This is a genomic window from Dyadobacter sp. HNCC25DJ183, from assembly GCF_056895175.1.
In genome coordinates this window covers 16,907-35,517 of the sequence record NZ_JBXHAP010000003.1, presented here as the reverse complement: position 1 = coordinate 35,517, position 18,611 = coordinate 16,907, and the positions used below count along the sequence as shown (strand labels likewise).

At 49.9% G+C, this 18,611-nt stretch carries 12 protein-coding genes; 9 read left to right on the top strand and 3 right to left on the bottom strand.

Annotated features, from left to right (window positions below; translation table 11 throughout):
- The first annotated feature begins 65 nt into the window (after positions 1-65).
- From AC1XTG_RS07615 to AC1XTG_RS07605, 3 genes are all read left to right on the top strand, one after another.
- Positions 66-3,293: a SusC/RagA family TonB-linked outer membrane protein gene (locus AC1XTG_RS07615; protein WP_484841538.1), complete on the top strand. Its 3,228-nt coding sequence runs from the start codon at positions 66-68 to the stop codon at positions 3,291-3,293.
- 10 nt (positions 3,294-3,303) lie between these two features.
- The gene (locus tag AC1XTG_RS07610; protein WP_484841537.1) at positions 3,304-5,298 is read left to right on the top strand and encodes a RagB/SusD family nutrient uptake outer membrane protein; all 1,995 of its coding nucleotides are present in this window, start codon (positions 3,304-3,306) and stop codon (positions 5,296-5,298) included.
- A 213-nt stretch (positions 5,299-5,511) separates the two neighbouring features.
- Positions 5,512-7,209 carry a hypothetical protein gene (locus tag AC1XTG_RS07605; RefSeq protein WP_484841536.1) on the top strand — a complete coding sequence of 566 codons (1,698 nt, stop codon included), beginning with the start codon at positions 5,512-5,514 and terminating at the stop codon, positions 7,207-7,209.
- Between the two features lie 6 nt (positions 7,210-7,215).
- Here the strand turns inward: AC1XTG_RS07605 and AC1XTG_RS07600 are convergent, their stop codons facing one another.
- On the bottom strand, positions 7,216-7,779 hold the full coding sequence (locus AC1XTG_RS07600) for a sugar O-acetyltransferase (protein WP_056290388.1): 564 nt from the start codon (positions 7,777-7,779) through the stop codon (positions 7,216-7,218).
- A gap of 183 nt (positions 7,780-7,962) precedes the next feature.
- Here AC1XTG_RS07600 and AC1XTG_RS07595 point away from each other — a divergent pair, with 183 nt between their 5' ends.
- A complete protein-coding gene (locus AC1XTG_RS07595) occupies positions 7,963-8,532 on the top strand; it encodes a Crp/Fnr family transcriptional regulator (RefSeq protein WP_056290391.1) in 570 nt (189 codons plus the stop codon).
- 70 nt (positions 8,533-8,602) lie between these two features.
- On the top strand, positions 8,603-9,178 hold the full coding sequence (locus tag AC1XTG_RS07590; protein ID WP_056290607.1) for a DinB family protein: 576 nt from the start codon (positions 8,603-8,605) through the stop codon (positions 9,176-9,178).
- A gap of 2 nt (positions 9,179-9,180) precedes the next feature.
- Here AC1XTG_RS07590 and AC1XTG_RS07585 read toward each other — a convergent pair whose 3' ends face one another.
- The gene (locus AC1XTG_RS07585; protein ID WP_157474891.1) at positions 9,181-9,759 is read right to left on the bottom strand and encodes a hypothetical protein; all 579 of its coding nucleotides are present in this window, start codon (positions 9,757-9,759) and stop codon (positions 9,181-9,183) included.
- 21 nt (positions 9,760-9,780) lie between these two features.
- A complete protein-coding gene (locus tag AC1XTG_RS07580) occupies positions 9,781-14,019 on the bottom strand; it encodes a M4 family metallopeptidase (RefSeq protein ID WP_484841535.1) in 4,239 nt (1,412 codons plus the stop codon).
- A 309-nt stretch (positions 14,020-14,328) separates the two neighbouring features.
- On the opposite strand from AC1XTG_RS07580, the gene AC1XTG_RS07575 reads away from it, so the two are divergent.
- Genes AC1XTG_RS07575 through AC1XTG_RS07560 form a run of 4 tightly spaced genes read left to right on the top strand, consistent with a single transcriptional unit; the run spans position 14,329 to position 18,603 of the window.
- Positions 14,329-14,952, top strand: a complete 624-nt coding sequence (locus AC1XTG_RS07575; protein WP_056290398.1) for a response regulator transcription factor — start codon at positions 14,329-14,331, stop codon at positions 14,950-14,952.
- A 17-nt stretch (positions 14,953-14,969) separates the two neighbouring features.
- Positions 14,970-16,226, top strand: a complete 1,257-nt coding sequence (locus AC1XTG_RS07570; protein ID WP_484841534.1) for a sensor histidine kinase — start codon at positions 14,970-14,972, stop codon at positions 16,224-16,226.
- 56 nt (positions 16,227-16,282) lie between these two features.
- Positions 16,283-18,169, top strand: coding sequence for a PAS domain-containing sensor histidine kinase (locus AC1XTG_RS07565; protein WP_484841533.1), 1,887 nt, complete (start codon positions 16,283-16,285; stop codon positions 18,167-18,169).
- Between the two features lie 35 nt (positions 18,170-18,204).
- Positions 18,205-18,603, top strand: a complete 399-nt coding sequence (locus tag AC1XTG_RS07560; protein WP_484841532.1) for a response regulator transcription factor — start codon at positions 18,205-18,207, stop codon at positions 18,601-18,603.
- Positions 18,604-18,611 lie beyond the last annotated feature (8 nt).

The following is an 18,611-nucleotide window of genomic DNA, read 5'->3' as shown; positions in this document are numbered from 1 at the left end:
ACAAATGCCATAATTGTCCTTTTCCCAGAATACCCAATTTTTTACCCAAACCGAATTTCTAACCAATGAAAAGAAAACTACTCCATTTTTTTGGCAGGACGGGAGTGTTGATGCTCATGCTAGCCGCATTGATGTCGTCGACAGCCTTATATGCCCAGACAGTAAAAGTGGAAGGAACCGTCACAGACGCTCAGGGTCCATTGCCGGGTGTGAGCGTAGTCGTTAAAGGAACTTCTACCGGCACGATCACAGACGCCAGCGGAATTTATAAGCTGGATGCGGCCGACAATGCAGTGCTCGTGTTTACATTCATCGGCTACCAGGCACGCGAGATGAGCCTGACCGGACTGGCCCCAAATGCAAACGGTACTTACTCGCTGGATGTGGCGCTCGATAACGACAACAACAATCTTGAAGAAGTTGTTGTGGTTGGTTTCGGTACCCAAAAGAAGGTGAACCTGACAGGAGCGGTCGCCACGGTTGACGCAAAGGCGATCGAGAACAGGCCGGTACGTAATGCAACCCAGGCTTTACAGGGTTTGGTTACAGGTTTGAACATTTCTCAAAACAACGGTTCCCTTGAAAGTAACCCCAGCATCAATATCCGTGGTACGGGTACGATCGGTAACTCTTCTTCCAGTCCGCTTATCATGGTCGATGGAATGGAAGGATCGCTGAATGCGATCAACCCGCAGGATATCGAGAGCATTTCGGTGCTTAAAGATGCAGCTGCTGCGGCTGTGTACGGATCACGTGCCGCATTCGGGGTGATCCTTATTACTACCAAGAAAGGAAAAGCAGGAAAGTTGTCTGTCAACTACAATAACAGCTTTCGCTCGACCACGCCGGTACTGATGCCGAAGATGATGGATTCATACACTTTTGCATTGTATTTCAACGACGCCGGGCAGAATGGAGGCAGCGCGCCGCATTTCAATACAGAGCATTTACAGCGGATCCGCGATTACCAGAGTGGCGCCCTTCAAAATTCGGTGATCGTGAACTCGAACAATGCAGCTTACTGGGCTGACGGTTACGGCTACGGCAATGCGAATGTGGACTGGTACAAGGAAATGTTCAGGAAAAGAACACTGTCTCAGGAGCACAATTTCAGCCTGAGTGGAGGAAGCGAGAAAACGCAGGTGTATATCTCCGGAAACTACATGGGGCAGCAGGGATTGATGCGCTTCAACCAGGATGATTTCACACGTTACGGAGCTACTGCGAAGATCAACACCAAACTGACGGACCAGCTTTCTGTGAATTACAGCACGCGTTTTATCCGTGAAGACTACAACCGCCCGTCTAACCTGACGAATGGTTTTTACCAGGACCTGGGTCGCCAGGGTTGGCCGACTTTGCCGCTTTACGATCCGAATGGATTCCTGTTCAGCTCGCCATCGCCTGCATTGGGAATGGCCGAGGGAGGTAAGGACCGAAACCAGACCGACTTCCTGTACCAGCAATTACAAATGGTTTTTGAACCTGTAAAAGGCTGGAAAACTTTCGGAGAGGTAAACTACCGCACACGCAACGACTTCCGTCACTGGGATGTGCAGAAAACGTACAACCACGATGTCAATGGAAATCCGTACGTATACAACAACAACTCGGAAGTGTACGAATATGCGAACAAGGAGAACTACTTCAACGCAAACCTGTACTCGGAATACAGCCTGACACTTGCTAACAAGCATTTCTTCAAGCTGATGGGCGGCTTCCAGACCGAGCTGACGAAGTACCGCAATCTGAGCGCACAGCGTAATGGAGTGATAGTGGCTTCGCTGCCTACGATTGCAACTACGAGCGGTACCGATGCAAATGGGGTCGCTGTACCTCCTTCGGTAACAGGCTTGTACCACCGCTGGGCCACAGCCGGCTTTTTCGGAAGGTTGAACTACGATTACGACGGCAAGTACCTGCTTGAAGCCAATCTGCGTTACGACGGATCGTCACGTTACCGCGCCGAGCAGCGCTGGAACCTGTTCCCGTCTGTTTCCGTGGGCTGGAATGTAGCGAGAGAAAAGTTCTTCGAGGATAATATTTCCTTTATCAACACCCTTAAATTCCGCGCATCCTACGGCCAGCTGGGTAACCAGAAACCTGCCGACGGATCCACCGATTTTTACCCGACTTACGTAACAATGCCGGTAGGTACTGCCAACGGATCGTGGCTGATTAATGGCGTCAGGCCAAATACGGCCAGCGCGCCCGGCCTGATCAGCTCTACACTGACATGGGAAACGATCAAAAGCTATGACCTGGGTCTTGACTGGGGAATGCTTGGAAACAGGCTTACGGGCTCGTTCGACTGGTTCCAGCGCAAGACGCTCAACATGGTGGGCCCCGCTCCTACCCTGCCTGTGATCCTGGGAACCGGCGTGCCGCAGACCAACAACACCGACTTGAAAACGCAGGGATTCGAGTTTGAAATCGCCTGGAACGATCGCCTTAAAAATTACCTGGGCTACAATGTACGTTTGCTGCTATCCGACTACCAGACGACGATCACAAGATATCCTAACGAAACAAATGATCTCGGCCGCTATCGGGAAGGTCAGAAAATGGGTGATATCTGGGGTTATACCACCCTCGGCATTGCCAAGTCACAGGAAGAAATGGACGCCCACCTGGCAACTCTTTCCAATGGCGGACAAAGCGCTTTTGGTTCGCAATGGGCAGCAGGTGACATTATGTACGCTGACTTGAATGGCGACGGTATCATCAACTCAGGTGCAAACACCCTTGCCAACCCGGGCGACCAGCGTAAGATCGGTAACAGCACACCGAGGTACACCATTGGTGCAGACATTAACCTGGACTGGAAAGGTTTCGATTTCCGTGCATTCATTCAGGGTGTGCTGAAACGCGACTACTGGCAGGGCAGCTACTTCTTCTGGGGAGCTACTGACAATATCTGGTGGTCAACAGGATTTGTAGACCATGCCGATTACTTCCGCGCTGATGCCAACCACCCGCTGGGACAAAACCTGGATCCATATTACCCACGGCCAACATTCGGAACCAGCAAAAACAAGCAGACGCAGACGCGGTACCTGCAGGATGCATCTTACCTGCGTTTGAAGAACCTTCAACTGGGTTATACCATTCCGCAAACCATTACCCAAAAGGCCGGCATTCAAAAGCTCCGCATTTATTTCTCGGGCGAGAATGTGCTTACAAAAACCAAAATGGCGAAAATGTTTGATCCTGAAACCATCGACGGAGGCTCAGGCGGAAGTGTGTATCCATTGTCAAAAGTTTACTCGGCAGGTTTAAGTATTACCTTATAAATCAGACACAATGAATTTCCTCAGATATAAAAAATTAAGTGCTTTCGTGATTGGGCTGACGGGGCTCGTGGCTGTGTCCTGCAACGATTACCTTGATCAGGCGCCTCTTTCCAGCATTACCCCCGACTCTTACCTTAACGAAGAGTCACAGCTCGCAGCTTATGCCGTGGCGCGCTACACAGATGTGCTTCCTTCACATGCCAACTGGTCTTTCGGCACCTTTGGAATAGACGCGAACACCGATAATATGGCGATACCGGCGCTAGACAACAAATACATGCCCGGCTTGTGGCGTGTTGGGTCAACGGAGGGAGACTGGGGCTTTACCAACATTTTCCAGCTCAATTACTTCCTGCAAACCGTGGTACCAAGCCTGAAAAACGGTCAGCTTACGGGCAGCGACGCCAATATCCGCCATTACATCGGTGAGGTATATTTCCTGCGTGCATTTGAGTATTTCAAAAAGTTACAGGCACTGGGCGACTTCCCGATCCTGCGTACTACCTTACCTGACCAGCAGGCTGCATTGGTTGCCGCGAGCAAGCGCAGTCCGCGCAACGAGGTAGCCCGCTTTATCATTTCAGATCTGGACTCGGCTGCTTTGTTAATGCAGAATGTCCCGCCGGTAGGAGGCTCCAACCGCATTTCCAAGAAAGTAGCACAGCTGGTGAAATCGCGCGTGGCTTTATATGAAGGTACCTGGCTGAAATATTTCAAAGGAACGGCATTCGTCCCCAAAGGTCCTGAATGGCCGGGCGCAACCAAGCCTGAGGGCGCATCCTACAATTTCCCGTCGGGGAGCATAGAAGGCGAGATCGAGTATTTCCTGACTCAGGCGATGGCGGCTTCCAAGGAAGTGGCTTCAAGCACGCCGCTTGTAACGAATACAGGGATCATTCTTTCAGCCAATAATGAAAACCCTTATTTCAATATGTTCAGCGCGGAAAACATGTCTTCTTACGGCGAGGTGTTGCTTTGGAGACAGTACAACCGCACGCTGGTTACGCACAATGTACCTGTAAATGCACAAGCTGGAAACTATGCGGTCGGTTTGACAAGAAGTATGGTCGAAAGCTTTTTAATGGCGAACGGATTGCCGATTTATGCAGCAGGAAGTGGCTATAAAGGGGATGATTACATTACCAATGTAAGAGCAGACCGCGACGGCAGGCTGAATCTTTTCCTGAAAGAACCAGGTCAGAAAAATGTGCTGCTCAACCTCGCGCTGGGCTCGCACGCTACCGAGATCGAACCTACTCCTATGATCTGGGAATCGAGCTATGAGAAGAAATACACGACTGGCTATTCGATCCGCAAAGGCTTGACTTACGATGGTATTTATGCAGGCAATGGAAACGGTTACACGGGATCGATCACATTCCGTGCCGTGGAAGCTTACCTCAACTATATGGAAGCTTGTTACGAGAAAAACGGATCGCTCGACGGAGATGCGATCAGCTACTGGCAGCAGATCCGGGCGCGTGCAAAAGTGAGCACGGATATCGACAAAACGGTCGCAGCTACGCAAATGACGAAGGAAGCCTCGGACTGGGGATCGTATTCTGCAAACCGTCAGGTATCCCCTATGCTGTACAATATCCGCCGCGAGCGCCGGAATGAGCTGATGGCGGAAGGATTGCGTTTTATGGACCTGAAAAGATGGCGTGCAATGGACCAGATGATCAACACACCTTACCACGTGGAAGGATTTAAATTGTGGGGACCGATGAAATCGTGGTACACTGCTGCGCAGCTTACTTACGGTGCTACTACCAACAACGCGGTGGTATCAGATCCGGCATTAAGCACTTACCTGAGACCACACGAAATCCGCAGCAATGCAGATTCGTATAAGGGTACAAGGTGGGCGATGGCGCATTACCTGAGCCCGATCGCAGCGCAGCACTTTACAATTACAGCCACCGGTGGAGACGCGACTACCTCGCCTATTTACCAGAATCCGGGCTGGACTACAACCGCAGGCTCTGCGCCGATCGGTTATTGATATCAGCATTGCTATTTTGAAAAAGAGGGTTGCCACCACTGGTGACCCTCTTTTTCATTTCCGGCACATTGAATTGTTTCAGCATGTATTACCTTCGGCCGCTGGCCGCCCGCAGTTTGCCGCTCGCAGCTGCCGCCCGTCGCGTGGAGAGAAAGCCTCAACCCGCCCGGTATGAATATTGCATGACAATGCTAGTCACTTTAATAATTATGTATGCCGCGTTTAGTTTCAGGTTTGATTATCGGCCTGGTTATTGCTTTATATTTACTCTACAACCTCTTCTTTTCAGTTAATTTCCCATTCCAGGACGATTTCCTGATCATTCAGTTTATACAAGCTGCTTCCGAAGGCGGGTTTTCCTTTGATGTTGTGTTGCATCAAATGTTTCTGACTTTCAACGATCACAAAGCCACTACAATCCGGTTTATCGCGCTGGTTGAATATGCGCTCACAGGCCACCAGAATTTCAGGTTTTACATTGTATTGGTCTCATTGAACGTCATTTACATCTTTTCTTTCCTCTATATCCAATTCAGGAAAACCAAGCTCCCACTCTACTACTTCATTCCTGCTCCGTTCCTTTTTTTCACCCCGCTGTTCCACGAAGTGTCAGGCTGGGCGCTCAATGGAATGCAGCATTCCTTTCTGACTGCCTTTACGGTAACTGCTATTTTGCTCGCATCACGCAGGACTACCGTTACATTCTGGCTGGCGATGGTTTTTTGCTTTCTGGCCACATTCACGCATGGTAATGGGGTACTTTCTTTTCCTGCCGTCGTGTTTTACTTTTTGTGTTTCAAAGATTTCAAAAAGGCAACCCTGGCTACGATTTCCATGATCGCGTGCCTTGCTATTTACCTCATCGGCTACGAGCGCGGGCAGGCGGGACATTTACCGACTGATCTGATCAGCATGCTTTCGTCCCTGTTTGGATTCATTGGTTCAAGTATGTCGCTTTGGGCAGGGAAAGAGTTATGGTCTGCGCTATGGGGTATCTTCATCGTTGGCATAATGCTGGTACTCACGCTGAAAGTAGCGGCGGTTTATTTCGATAAGCCCAGCTCCGTTAAACCGGGATCTATCGAGCTGCTATCCCTATTTGCATTCATTTTCATCACGAGTGCGGTGATCGCGTTGTTCAGGTCGTGGACAGGCTCAACAATCGCAAGCCGTTTTCAGCTTTACGCAGCAATGTCGACGGTCATCTGCTACATCATACTCCTGGATTACACCTCATTTTTCAGAAAAAAGCAGGTTCTGATCACCGTATCTGTCCTGAGCGTTTTCTACTGGATGTATGCACATTATGTATTTACTGCGACGGTAGCCTCAAAGAAAACGACTTACCTCGCCGATGTTTACAACTGGAAAAATAACCGTGACATGTTTTCGGTTGAAAAAAGCATTACCCGCAATGCAGACTTCTATCTGACGCCAGGTTATGAAAAAGGCTTCTTCCGCCTTCCCGAACCTGTAATCAGCGAGGCTGCACTCAACGAAATGTTTGCGAAGGGAGCAGGCGGAAAAACGGCTGATAAGATGTACCTGGAAGACTGGAAGGTAACCCGTATGGTAACGGAAGGGCCCGAGCTGTTGACGCACTACTTCGTGGGCAGCAACGACGAACCGTTCCGCAAATCTTTGCTGAGTGACCGTTTTCTGGTTTTGAAAAACGTTCAGGCCGGTGCGGTGCATTTGATGAATGCGAATGCCAAAGTGGAAGCCAGAAAGCAGATACTGACAACGGGCAATTACTATAAACCCGGCTTCAACACCTTTCTGAGAAAGGATGATCTTGCGCCGGGCATATATCAGCTTGCTATCCTGGATGTGGATGTCTCAGGTGAAACACAGTTTTATCTTCTTGACAAATCGCTGGTTGCAAAAGGTGGAGGGTTTACGTTGCAATAGCGGCGCTTATTCCTGGATCAGTGAGCGGATTACGCGACAGGGGTTTCCGGCTGCAAAAACGTCGTCGGGAATGTCTTTGGTAACCACGCTCCCGGCTCCGATGATCGTCCGGTTACCGATACTTACACCCGGGCAAATCACGGCGCTGCCGCCTACCCACACATCTTCGCCAATGGTTATTGGCTTCGCTGACTCCACTCCCGACGCGCGGGTTACGTGGTCAGTCGGGTGTGTGGCTGTGTAAATCTGTACATTGGGCCCGAACAGCGTGCGGCTGCCAATGCGCACATAGGTAACATCCAGCACAACGCAGTTGAAATTAAAAAATACCTGGTCGCCCACGATTATGTTACTTCCATAATCGCAGTAAAATGGCGGTTGCAGCCAGAGATCTTTGCCTGCATTGGGGATCAGCTTTTTTAGTATTTCGGTACGCTTCTCCGGTTCATCTTCGCGGCTGTTGTTCAGTTCCAGCAGCAGCAGCCGCGCCTCGGTACGCTCCTTCGTCAGTTCCGGGTCTAGTGCTACATAGAGCTCACCGTCAAGCATTTTCTCTTTTTCTGTCTTCATAAATGGGCAATTTTCAGTTTGTTTGAGGTAAATGGTGTTTTTGTAAAACTATATAACGCGCCTTTGAATACCTAGGCAGAAACTGCGCAGTGGCGGTTTTCTATCATCTGACCAACTTGAAATCCATGGCTGGTTTTCGAAATGCGCTATATTTACAGACAGTTAACCTCATCCTGATTTTGTATGCAGTTGCGGCAAGTTGTTGACGCCATTCACCCGTTAAGCGAAGCCGACTGGGCTGCATTCGCGGCCATTTGGCAGCCTTTTTCAGCCAAACGAAAAACCGTGCTGACTACCGCGGGAGAAACTGAAAACTTCCTCTATTTCGTGCTCAGCGGAGTACAGCGGGTGTACTACCTCGATGAACAGGGCCGCGAATCGACGCTCGTATTTTCGTATTCACCTTCATTCGGCGGCGTGGTGGACGCATTGTTTTTACAAAAACCTTCACGTTACTATTTTGAAACATTAACCCCCTCAGAATTCCTCAGGGCACCTCACGCCGACTTGCACGCTATAATGCAGCAGAGACCTGCGATCGAAACCATGATCCGGCTGGGGATTACGCAGGCTATGTCGGGTGTAATGGAGCGGCTGGTAGAACTGCAATGCTATTCTTCGGAAGAGAAATTCAGGAAGCTCCTGAACCGCAGTCCGCACATTTTACAGCTGGTCGCACACAAGTACCTGGCCAATTACATCGGTGTGGACCCGACCAATTTCAGCAAGTTCATCAACAGCATCAGGTACTGAAATCTTGGCAAATACCAACAACGGATAATCACCGGCTGATCAACTTTGCATGGTACAAAACAGCAGGAAAATGTCAGCAACAACCATTGAAAAAGCGCCCTGGCTCAACGGGCTTGAAGAAGAAACTGAATTGTTTATCAGTGATACTTTGAAGTATTTCCAAAACCTTGAAGAAGCAACACTGCTCCGGCCCTCGGCCACGGGCGGGTGGAGTATAGCGCAATGCCTGGCGCACCTTAACACTTACGGCGCATACTACCTGCCTCGTTTACAGAAGGAACTTGAAAAAGCAGCCACCGGTAACGCAGAAAATACCTACAAAAGCTCCTGGCTGGGCAGGTACCTTATCAAGCTCACAGATCCGGACAAGAGCCCGAAGAAAATGAAAGCCGTCAAAAAGCACCTGCCTGCCGAAACCATGGACGCACACCAGGTAGTTGCCGAGTTCCTCGAACAGCAGGAAACCTTGCTGCAACTGCTCAGAAAGGCGCGTGCAGCGAATGTAAACCATACGCGCATTCCCCTCTCCATTGCCAGCTGGGTACGTTTACCCACGGGAGACATTTTACAATTCATGATCGTACACGCGCGGCGGCACCTGCGCCAGGCAATGCGGAATCTGCAACCGGAGCTTAGTGCGTACTGAAATCAATAAACCTTTTCGGCGAGGCCAGCCAGCCACACCGCCGTTTCCTGGGCAGCGGGGTTCAGGTTATGAATTTCCAGGTCTCCTGTTTGCATGAGCAGCACAGGCAGGTAGCGCTGCCTGTCTGCACTCAGCTGATAGGCTGTGTAAGTCGTAATCCCTCCGTCGACACTCACGGGCACAGGCTTGGAAAAGTTAGCATTGCCAAGCGAGCCGATCTTTGCGGCGTATTGTTCAAGCTCACCAACCGATACCTGCACACTCGATTCTTTTGTTTTTGCTAAATTTTCGACGAATTGCTGCATCGTGAGACCATCCTGGGGATCGGCAATAATCCATTGCGTGGGATTATCGAAGGTCTGGATCTTGCCATTCTTATCTATCAAAAACCCTTTAAACTGATGTCCCCACGCATTATTGATGTAGGTTACCTCAAAGAATACCTCCTGCGTTTTTTTCGTCCCGGTATCCTGATCATCGCAGCCGGTAGTTGTGGTAAATGCAAAAAGCAAGGCCAGGCAACAAAGCAGTCTCCTGATCCCGAACGAGGTTGTTAGATAACTATGGTTCGGTGCTTCCATGTTTGTAAGCATTTTAGCCGGTTAATATTTTATGATCTGGGAAATGATGCTGCCAGACTGCGTTTTGAGTATCACCTGGTAAATGCCGGCGGGAAGCTTTTCCAGGCTTAATGCAGCCTTCCCATTCTCCAACCTGGTTTGATGCTCAGGTATCAGCACGTGACCGCCTGCATTAACTACTGAAACCTGCACGAACTTGTCTTTCACATCGGGCAATTCCATTGTCAATTCGGAACTCACCGGATTTGGGAAGAACTTAACCTCCGGCTTTTTGTCTGCAGAAACCGCAATGATTTTGCTGTGCGTAGCGGTACCGTCAAAATCCAGCTGTTTTAATCTGTAATAAACAGTTGAGAATTGCATTTCCGGATCTGTAAAACGGTAAGAATTCGTGATCGAAGAAGAGCCGCGTCCACTTACTGTGCCGATCTCCCGGAAGCTGCGACCGTCTGTTGCGCTTTGGATAACAAAACGGTCATTATCGACCTCAGAAGTAGTTTTCCATGTCAGCACATTCCCCTCCGAGGCATGGGTGCCCGAAAATTCAATCAAGGTAACGGGCAGAGACCCGGCGGGCGGCGCGTCGGAAAGTCCGAAGCCCGAAAAGCCGGAATCAAAAACCGAGGTATAGGCAAGATCGGTATTGAAAGCGGAAGTTACCTGCACTTCGGCGAAAGAAGTACCGACCACATTACCAGCCCCGATTGCACCCGGGCTTTTTCCCATGGAAGTGATATCGGCTCCATTAAATGTAGGAAGCTCGGCCGTTTTGTAATACAGCGTGATCTCATACCGCCCGGAAGGATTGTTTATCGCAGGCGTCACTTTGTAGGTTTTTTTGGTGATTTGATAATCTCCCAGCCAGGCAGTTTCGTCAGTGCCAGCCCGGTCGACCTCGACGGTGGTGCAACCATAATCGTGCGCCGAAAGGTTTTTGATCTTCGCCATAATATGACCGCTTTCGGGATCATAGAACACGGCGGTTTCATTCGGGCCGAGGTATTCAGTGGCACCGTTTCCATTGTTTACGGTCGTAAGTATATTCGTGGAATTGGAAGCAGTGAGCTTCACATTGTCCACCGCCCAATGGAAGCTGAGCTGCGCGACAAAATGGAACCTGATCCGCATATTTACATTGGCATAAGCATCCGGGATCTGGATTGTTCGATTGTCCGGGGTTCCGTTGAAAATACTGCCCAACGCACCGGAAGCTTCATTGATTGTCATCACATTGTGCCACTCAGATCCATCCCAAACATCCACCATTCCCGTTTCGGGCACGCCGTCGGCATAAGGCAGCCAGCCCTGTGAGAAGGTTAAAACCATGTTTTTCTTACCCTGGGTGTTGATAGCAGGCGATTCAAGTATTTCATCGCTCACGTGATCGGTTCTCACCACATCATTTCCGATCACTCTGAAAAATGGCCGCCCGGCAGGATCAAGTGCCTGACTGGAAGGCGATACCAGTGCCCAGGTGTTGAGACTGGTCCCTCCATTGGTCACCTGCCACCCCTGCTGACTCGTGTTAAAGTTGGAAAACAGCAGCTCCTCCGTGTAGTTACCCGGAGCCAGGTCATCATCAACGATCGTCAATGAAAAAGTCTGCTGCGTGCTGGCTGCAAATGCATTGCCTCCATTGGCATTCAGCTGGTAGGATAAATCCACAGTTTCGTCACCTTCCACGTAGGCATCATTGTAAACGCGCACTGTCACATCTGCCGAGAGCGTGCCGGCTTGCAGTGTTACCGACGCCGGTGAAATGGTATAGTCCGCAGTGGCGCCTTGTTTTGCCGAACCCTGCGGATTGTTGAATGTGAGCGTGACAGGCGCGGAAGGCGCTTTGTCGATCTGTATTTTGATCTTCTTGTCAACATAATTCAGGCAGCCGGAAGAAGTACTGCCTTCTCCTTCATTGACCGTCGCATCATTCAGGGCAAAATGTACGGCGGGTGTAATGGAGCAGGTAAATACACTGATATTGTCAACATACCAGCCGTCGTAACCGCCGCATTGATCAGTTCCAAACTCCCAGCTAAACTGTACCGAGCTGCCCGGCTGGATCCCCAGCGCAGTGAGATCGATCTGACTTTGTCCCCACGAACCCGAAACTGATCCGTCGTCCGTACCCGAAAATACAGGTTGTCCTGTCAATGGATTAAGGGTGGTACTGTTCTGATTCAGGTATTTTGGAATGACATTATTGTAGGGATTTGCAGTAAAAGCGGAGGCCGGCACAAGTGTCCACTCGCCCTTGTTTACACTGTATTTGATATTTCCACCATCCGCTCCCGGCTCCACGGCCACGTAATGGTCGAATGCAAGATGAAGGTTACCGGCTGTTCCCGAGGGAATCGGTATCTGAGGGCTCCTCAGCCAGATTACACCCTCCTGAGAAGATGCACTGCAATTGCCTCCTGCATAGTTCAATGCAAATGCCGTTTTTCCTTCGTGACCATCAGGACCTGCTGTTTGTACCCAAGCTTTTGTGACAAGAGAAGACGAAGTAGTGGCAAATCCTGTGGTGAATGAGCCTAGTCCAGTTTCAAAACCTTCAGTAAAAATCGCCAAACCCGGCTTTGCACCCTCACAGAGTGCCGGAGCCGGTTGAAAAATGGTCTGGAAACTGCACGAAGCTTCCAGCCGAAGCTCCACCGCTGCTATTACTTTTGCAAGTTGCGTCAGGTCCGAGTTATTGATCGACTGGCCCGAGGTGCCTCCCGGGGCTGTGCCGGTGGACAACTCGGTAAGAGGCTGCCCTAGCAGATCGGAAGCTGCTGCTTCGAGGATATCTGCCTGCGCGGCAAAGTCGGTAGTCCGTGTCATGTACTCGGATTGGGCGTGCCAGAAAATGTGAGCGGCTTTTGTGAGTCCGATTCCGGTGATCGTCTGCCCATTGTAGGAGCCGCCGTCTACCAGCAATGCGTAGGCGTGATTAAGTACCCCGCTATTGAAGTGCACTCCACCATTATCCCCATTGCCGCATCGAAACTCGGGATCCGACACTTTGCCGGGGCTGCCCAGACAGGTCGGCGACCACATATCGCGCAATCCCCCGTTGAATACGCTAGCCTTCTCCCCCATCCGCCAGCGCGTCGAGCTGTTGCATCCGGTCCGGACAGCGGTGCTACTCTCTCCATCGTCCATGTAATTATTAAGCAGGTCTACTGTCTCACCCCAAATGTCTGAATACGCCTCGTTCATGGCGCCTGCCTGCCAGGCATAGATCAACCCGCTTGTATATTCCGTGTAGGCGTGCGCCCATTCGTGCGCTACAATGTCGTCCGTTGCGATGCCGGTACAATAGTTGGCACTTACGCCATTCCAGGTTGCATTCGGGCAAGAGATAGCCGGACTGTTGTTCACCGTAATCATGGGCGCATCCAGTCCGTCGAAAGAAATCCTTCCGAACGTATTTTTCATCAGGTTATAAATGAAACCGGATGTTTCTACCTCCGAGCGCTGCCAAACATCCAGCGTACCTGGAAAAGCGTCTCCTTCATTCCACTTCATGTTGGCCGGCGAAATGCTGCGTTCATAAAGGGTGCGCTGAATGCCGTGCGTGCCTGTAAATTGCTCGATCAACCGGCCGTCGTGGGCTTCCACATACAGGAACTCGCGGAGGTCGGCATCGTCACGGACTTCCACTTCGTAAACCAGGAAAGTTTCGCCTCGGTAACCCTGGGCAAGCCCTTTTTGAAATATATAAATGGAGCTTCTGTGCGCCCTCAGCGGACTGTCTGCCGGCTTTTCACCTTTTCCGCCGACATAGGCGATTGCCAGACGCTCGGCATCTGCCTGGCTGAGCGTGGGAACAGGATCAACCTTGATGTCAGCTATGTAATTACCATTCAGCGTTGTAAGTCCGAGGTTCCCGGCGTAGTGAAATTTCATCAGTCCGTCAAACACGGGAACACCTTTGTAAGTCTGCTCCAATGTGACTGTCTGCAAACCGAAGTTACCCTGCTTTTCGGCGCGGAAACGGAAATCGTCCTCTCCGGCCCGCATGCCCAGCAGCTTGCCATTTTCCTTGAAAAAATTGGCAGATTTGGAAGCCACATCGCCGCCGCTGGGCTGAAAAGGGTTTTGCAAGGGGAAGTGAAGAAAGTTAATTGAGCCGGTCGCTTTGTCGATGGTAACCTGCGCGCCGGTTTGTGTGACAAATGCCTGGATGTCACCTTCGACAGAAACCTGCGCAAAAAGCGGGACGGCTGAAAGCAATGGAAGCAATAAAAAGGAAAGAGTTCGTAGCAATTTTTTCATAGAAGATCTGTTGGGGTATTTCTCTCAACCGCTTTTGAATTAAGTGTAAATATCTGACAAACAGAAGCTAGCCGCAGGAATTCTATTGGAAAATTATTAAACAGTTTTAAATTGGCATTTGATAGTATTCCGTCAGGTTGTAGGAATTAAACCGGAATCGAATTGCACTGATTTGAGCCGGCTTAACTTACCTGTTGGCGAAATTGCATTTTAGTACTACTTTGGTGCAGAAAACTCACTTTCTATCTGGTTACGTTATGACTTTTCCAATTAAGCATAAACCGCAATCAGACATTGCCGGGATGATTCATGAATAAAGTGCTGATTGTTGAAGATCATGTTTTGATCCGCATGAGTTTGAAGCTCATGCTGCAGGAGCTCGACAAAAATGTTAGCATCCATGAAGTGGAAGGCTTTGAAGAAGCACTGCGAGCAATGGGTGAGCATCAATTCGATCTCGTTCTGCTGGACATCAACATTCCCGGCGGCATGGGCACACAAATGCCGGTGCTGATCCGGGAAAAACATCCCGCAACAGCCATTCTGGTCTGCTCTTCCCTGGATGAAGAGCAGCATGCGCGGCGCTATCTGCAATCCGGCGCAGATGGTTATCTGTCCAAAACAGCCTCAAAAGAAGAAACCATGGCCGCTATTTCGTCGGTTATGAACGGGAATAAGTACGTGAGCGAGCATGTACAAAGCAAGCTGCTTGAACAGGCGCAGCAGGGCAAGAAAGCAGTAGTGCGTCTATCTGCCCGCGAACGGGAAATCATGTACCTTCTAATTGAGGGGAAATGGACAAAAGAAATTGCGCACATGCTGAATATCAGCGGAAGTACAGTCAGCACTTTCAAGGCCAGGATTTTTGAAAAAACACAGGTTACAAGTGTCATGGAACTGTTTGTGAAGATAAATGCAGGAGAAGTAGAGTAAGTAATCCCAAGTATTTAATGAACAAGCATCTTCATAAGGCAGGTATTATAGTTGCCATCTCGATTCCGCTTTTCGTGCTGCCCGCGCGCATTTCGGAAGGTCAATGGGCGGACCCGGTTAATCTGATCGGCTCGGAGATCGTCATCTTTTTAATGAGTCTGGCGTGCTGGTACAGCATCCATTACATCCAGCAAAGGTTTGCGCGCTGGCAGGGTCTTATCCTGTCGCTGCTTTGCTGCTGCCTGCTGTCCAACGTTTTCTATTTTACATTCAATCCCATTTTCAAGGACTTTCCATTCCGGACTGCGCAAAATCCGTTGGGGATTAAGATACTGATGCTGTCAAGCCGCGGGATACTCATGAGCATTATCCTCATTCCGGCGGCCTATTACCTGAAACGGGATAGCGAGGCACGCCGCCAGCGAAAGGAAAATGAGCGGCTCGCCATGGAGCGGGTCAAGATTGAAAACAAGCTGCTTGAACAGGCCGTCGTGGAACGGACGCGGGCATTGCAGCAGGCGCTGGTTTCTCTCGAAAAATCCCAGAAGGAACTCGAACATCAGATTTACGTACAGTCGCGCATTGTTGCGTCCATTACACACGATATCCGCGGCCCATTCAATTTCCTGGTTATTATTTCGGAGGAGATTTGCCGGATGATGGAAAACAAGGATTATGGAACTGTGGCGCAGTACAGCCAGGAGCTTCATCAGTCGCTTGAAAAAATGTTTGGCTATGTAAAAAACCTGCTGGAATTTACCAAAATCCCTGTTCAGCAGAAGCTGGCGATTTCTGATGAAGTCAATTTAGCGGAACTGGTCGCGGAAAAGGCAGAGCTTTTTGAGGGTATTATCAGGACAAAAAACAATACGCTGCACATTGATATTGATCCCGAAATCGCTGTAATGAGCAACTCCAATTTGCTCGGAATCGTGCTGCACAACCTGATTGACAATGCAAACAAATACACCCGTAACGGAAACATCCGGATCAAAGCGGCGGCTGAAAACGAGACGGTACTTATCGAGCTTGAAAATAGTGGGAACAGCGTACCGGCGCTCCTGGTACAATGGTTTAATGCAAACGGACACTCCAATGGCGAAAGTGAACTGGCGGAGACCGTGGAAATCGCGGGTATCGGGCTGATACTGATCAGGGAAATTGCGTCGCTGCTGGATATAGGGCTGTATATGGAATCCGACCAGCGGCGGACGAGGGTAAGGCTCACATTGCAGGAAAGTCTCGTGGCCGAGACGAGCACGGAAGTGGAGTAAAGCGGAATTTGTAATCTATTTTGTTCATTTAAATACTTGCATTCAGTACAATAAGCATGACACCAAACAGCAGTATTTTGTTTGACAACCTTCCGGAAGGAGTCTTTCTGCTCGATGCAGCCGGTCATATTCTTTCGTATAACCAGGCTGCTTGCAGGATCACAGGTTACGCCGCGACCGAGATTGAGAACCGGCCGTTTTTCATTTTGGACGAAGATCACGAAGACACCATCAAATTCCAGCACGAGCTGAACATGGCCGTTCAGAATGGCAAATGGGTTTCAGAGGGATGGAGGCGCCGGAAAGACAGAACAAGATATTGGGCCGAGGCCACGCTCTCCCCTGTTTTTGCCGGCGATAATAAGCTTTCCGGATTTACAGTGCTGTTACGCGATACTACGGAGCGGAAAAACCGCTGGCTCGAAACCAAAGCCAGCGAAGAGCGTTTCCGGTTGATGGTGGAGGCTGTTAAGGATTATTCCATCTTCATGCTCGACCCGGAAGGGTATATTTTAACATGGAACGAAGGCGTGCAGCTGATCCACGGTTATTCTGCCAGCGAGCTGATCGGCAAACATTTCTCCATTTTTTATACGTCCGCCGACCTGATCGCGGAAAAAGCAGAAAACGAACTGCGCATTGCACAGCAGCAGGGTATTTACCGGGAAGAAGGCTGGCGCGTGAAGAAAGGCGGCTCGGTATTCTGGGCCAGCGTGGTATTGACTGCATTGTTCAATGATCAAAATAAATTAGTCGGCTTTTCGAAAGTGACGCGTGATCTCACGAGTCGCCTGAGAGACGAAGAAGTACTCAGGGACAGTGAAGCCAGGTACCGCTCACTGGTAGAGCAGGTCGCCGATTACGGTATTTTCATGCTCGACGAAAAAGGACGGATCGTGAGCTGGAATGAAGGCGCAAAGCGCATTAAAGGCTACGCCGCAGACGAGGTGATCGGCAAGTACTTCTCCATTTTTTATCCCGAAGAGGACATTATCAATGATAAGCCGAAACGCGAGCTGCGGATAGCCCGGGCAGTAGGTAAATATGAGGAAGAAGGCTGGCGGCTTCGTAAAGATGGCACCCGGTTTTGGGCCAACATTGTAATAACCGCAGTGTACGACCAGGAAAACAGGCTGTCAGGCTTTTCAAAGGTTACCCGCGACCTGACGGAGCGGAAGCTCGGTGAGCAGGCTTTGCAGGAAAGCAGTAACAGGTACCGGCAGCTAGCAAGTGAATTATCAATTGCCAATGACGAACTGTCGGCTGCAAACAAAGAGCTCGAACAGTTCTCGGCCATTGTATCACACGATCTGAAAGAGCCGGTGCGGACTGTGAAGAGCTTTTTGCATTTAATGGCGCGTAATGTGGAGCAGGACCAGTTTCAGAATATGAAAACCTACATCGGAAAAGGTATCGCCGCAGCCGAACGTATGGAGGAGCTGATCAATAACCTTTTGCATTACTCACATATCAGCAAGTCTGACCTGATCAAGGAAGAAGTTAAGGTAGCGGACCTGTTCCACGCCGCTATCCAAAACCTGAATGATTCTGTTGAAGCTTCCGGCGCAAAGGTAAAGTTGCAGTCAGATGTAGACAGCGTGCGCGGCGACCGCGTGCAATTGGTTCAGTTGTTTCAAAACCTGCTTGGAAATGCATTGAAGTTTACCAGGGGCCGCACGCCGGTGATTTCTGTGAAGTGTTCAGAGGAAAATAACCAGGTCAGGTTCATGATCACCGACAACGGGATTGGTATCCCGCGGGAGAAACTGGAAGCGGTCTTCGAGATTTTCAGAAGGCTGCACTTTTCAAGTGAGTACCCGGGTACAGGTGTTGGTCTCGCGATCTGTAAAAAGGTAGTTGAGCGGCACAACGGTAAAATCTGGGCCGAGTCAGTAGAAGGAAATGGAACGACCTTTTTTGTAGTATTACCCCACAATCACTAATTATAACAGACCCCACAATCTTTAATTGTAAACATATGAAGAAGTACAAACTGGCTATCGTTGAAAACGATGAGGATGAGCGCTTCTTTATGGCAGATGCGTTCAACGCTTTCAAAGGTTTTGACATTATAGGCGAGTTCAGCAACGGCGATCAGCTATTTGAGTGGCTAAACGGCCAACCCGATACTCTGCCGGAATTGATCCTTTCGGATCTCAACATGCCGGGCAAAAACGGGTATGACGTGATCACAGGAGTAAAAGCCAATTTCCCCCAAATCCCCGTGATCATTACCTCAACTTCCTCGGTATCCTCGACCAGGGAGAAATGCGTGGGCCTGGGTGCGCGGGAGTTTATGGTCAAGCCCGATATCTTCATTGCCTACGATCGTTATGCAGAGAATTTGTATAAACTGATCAGCGACGACGAGGACTAGCAAATTCG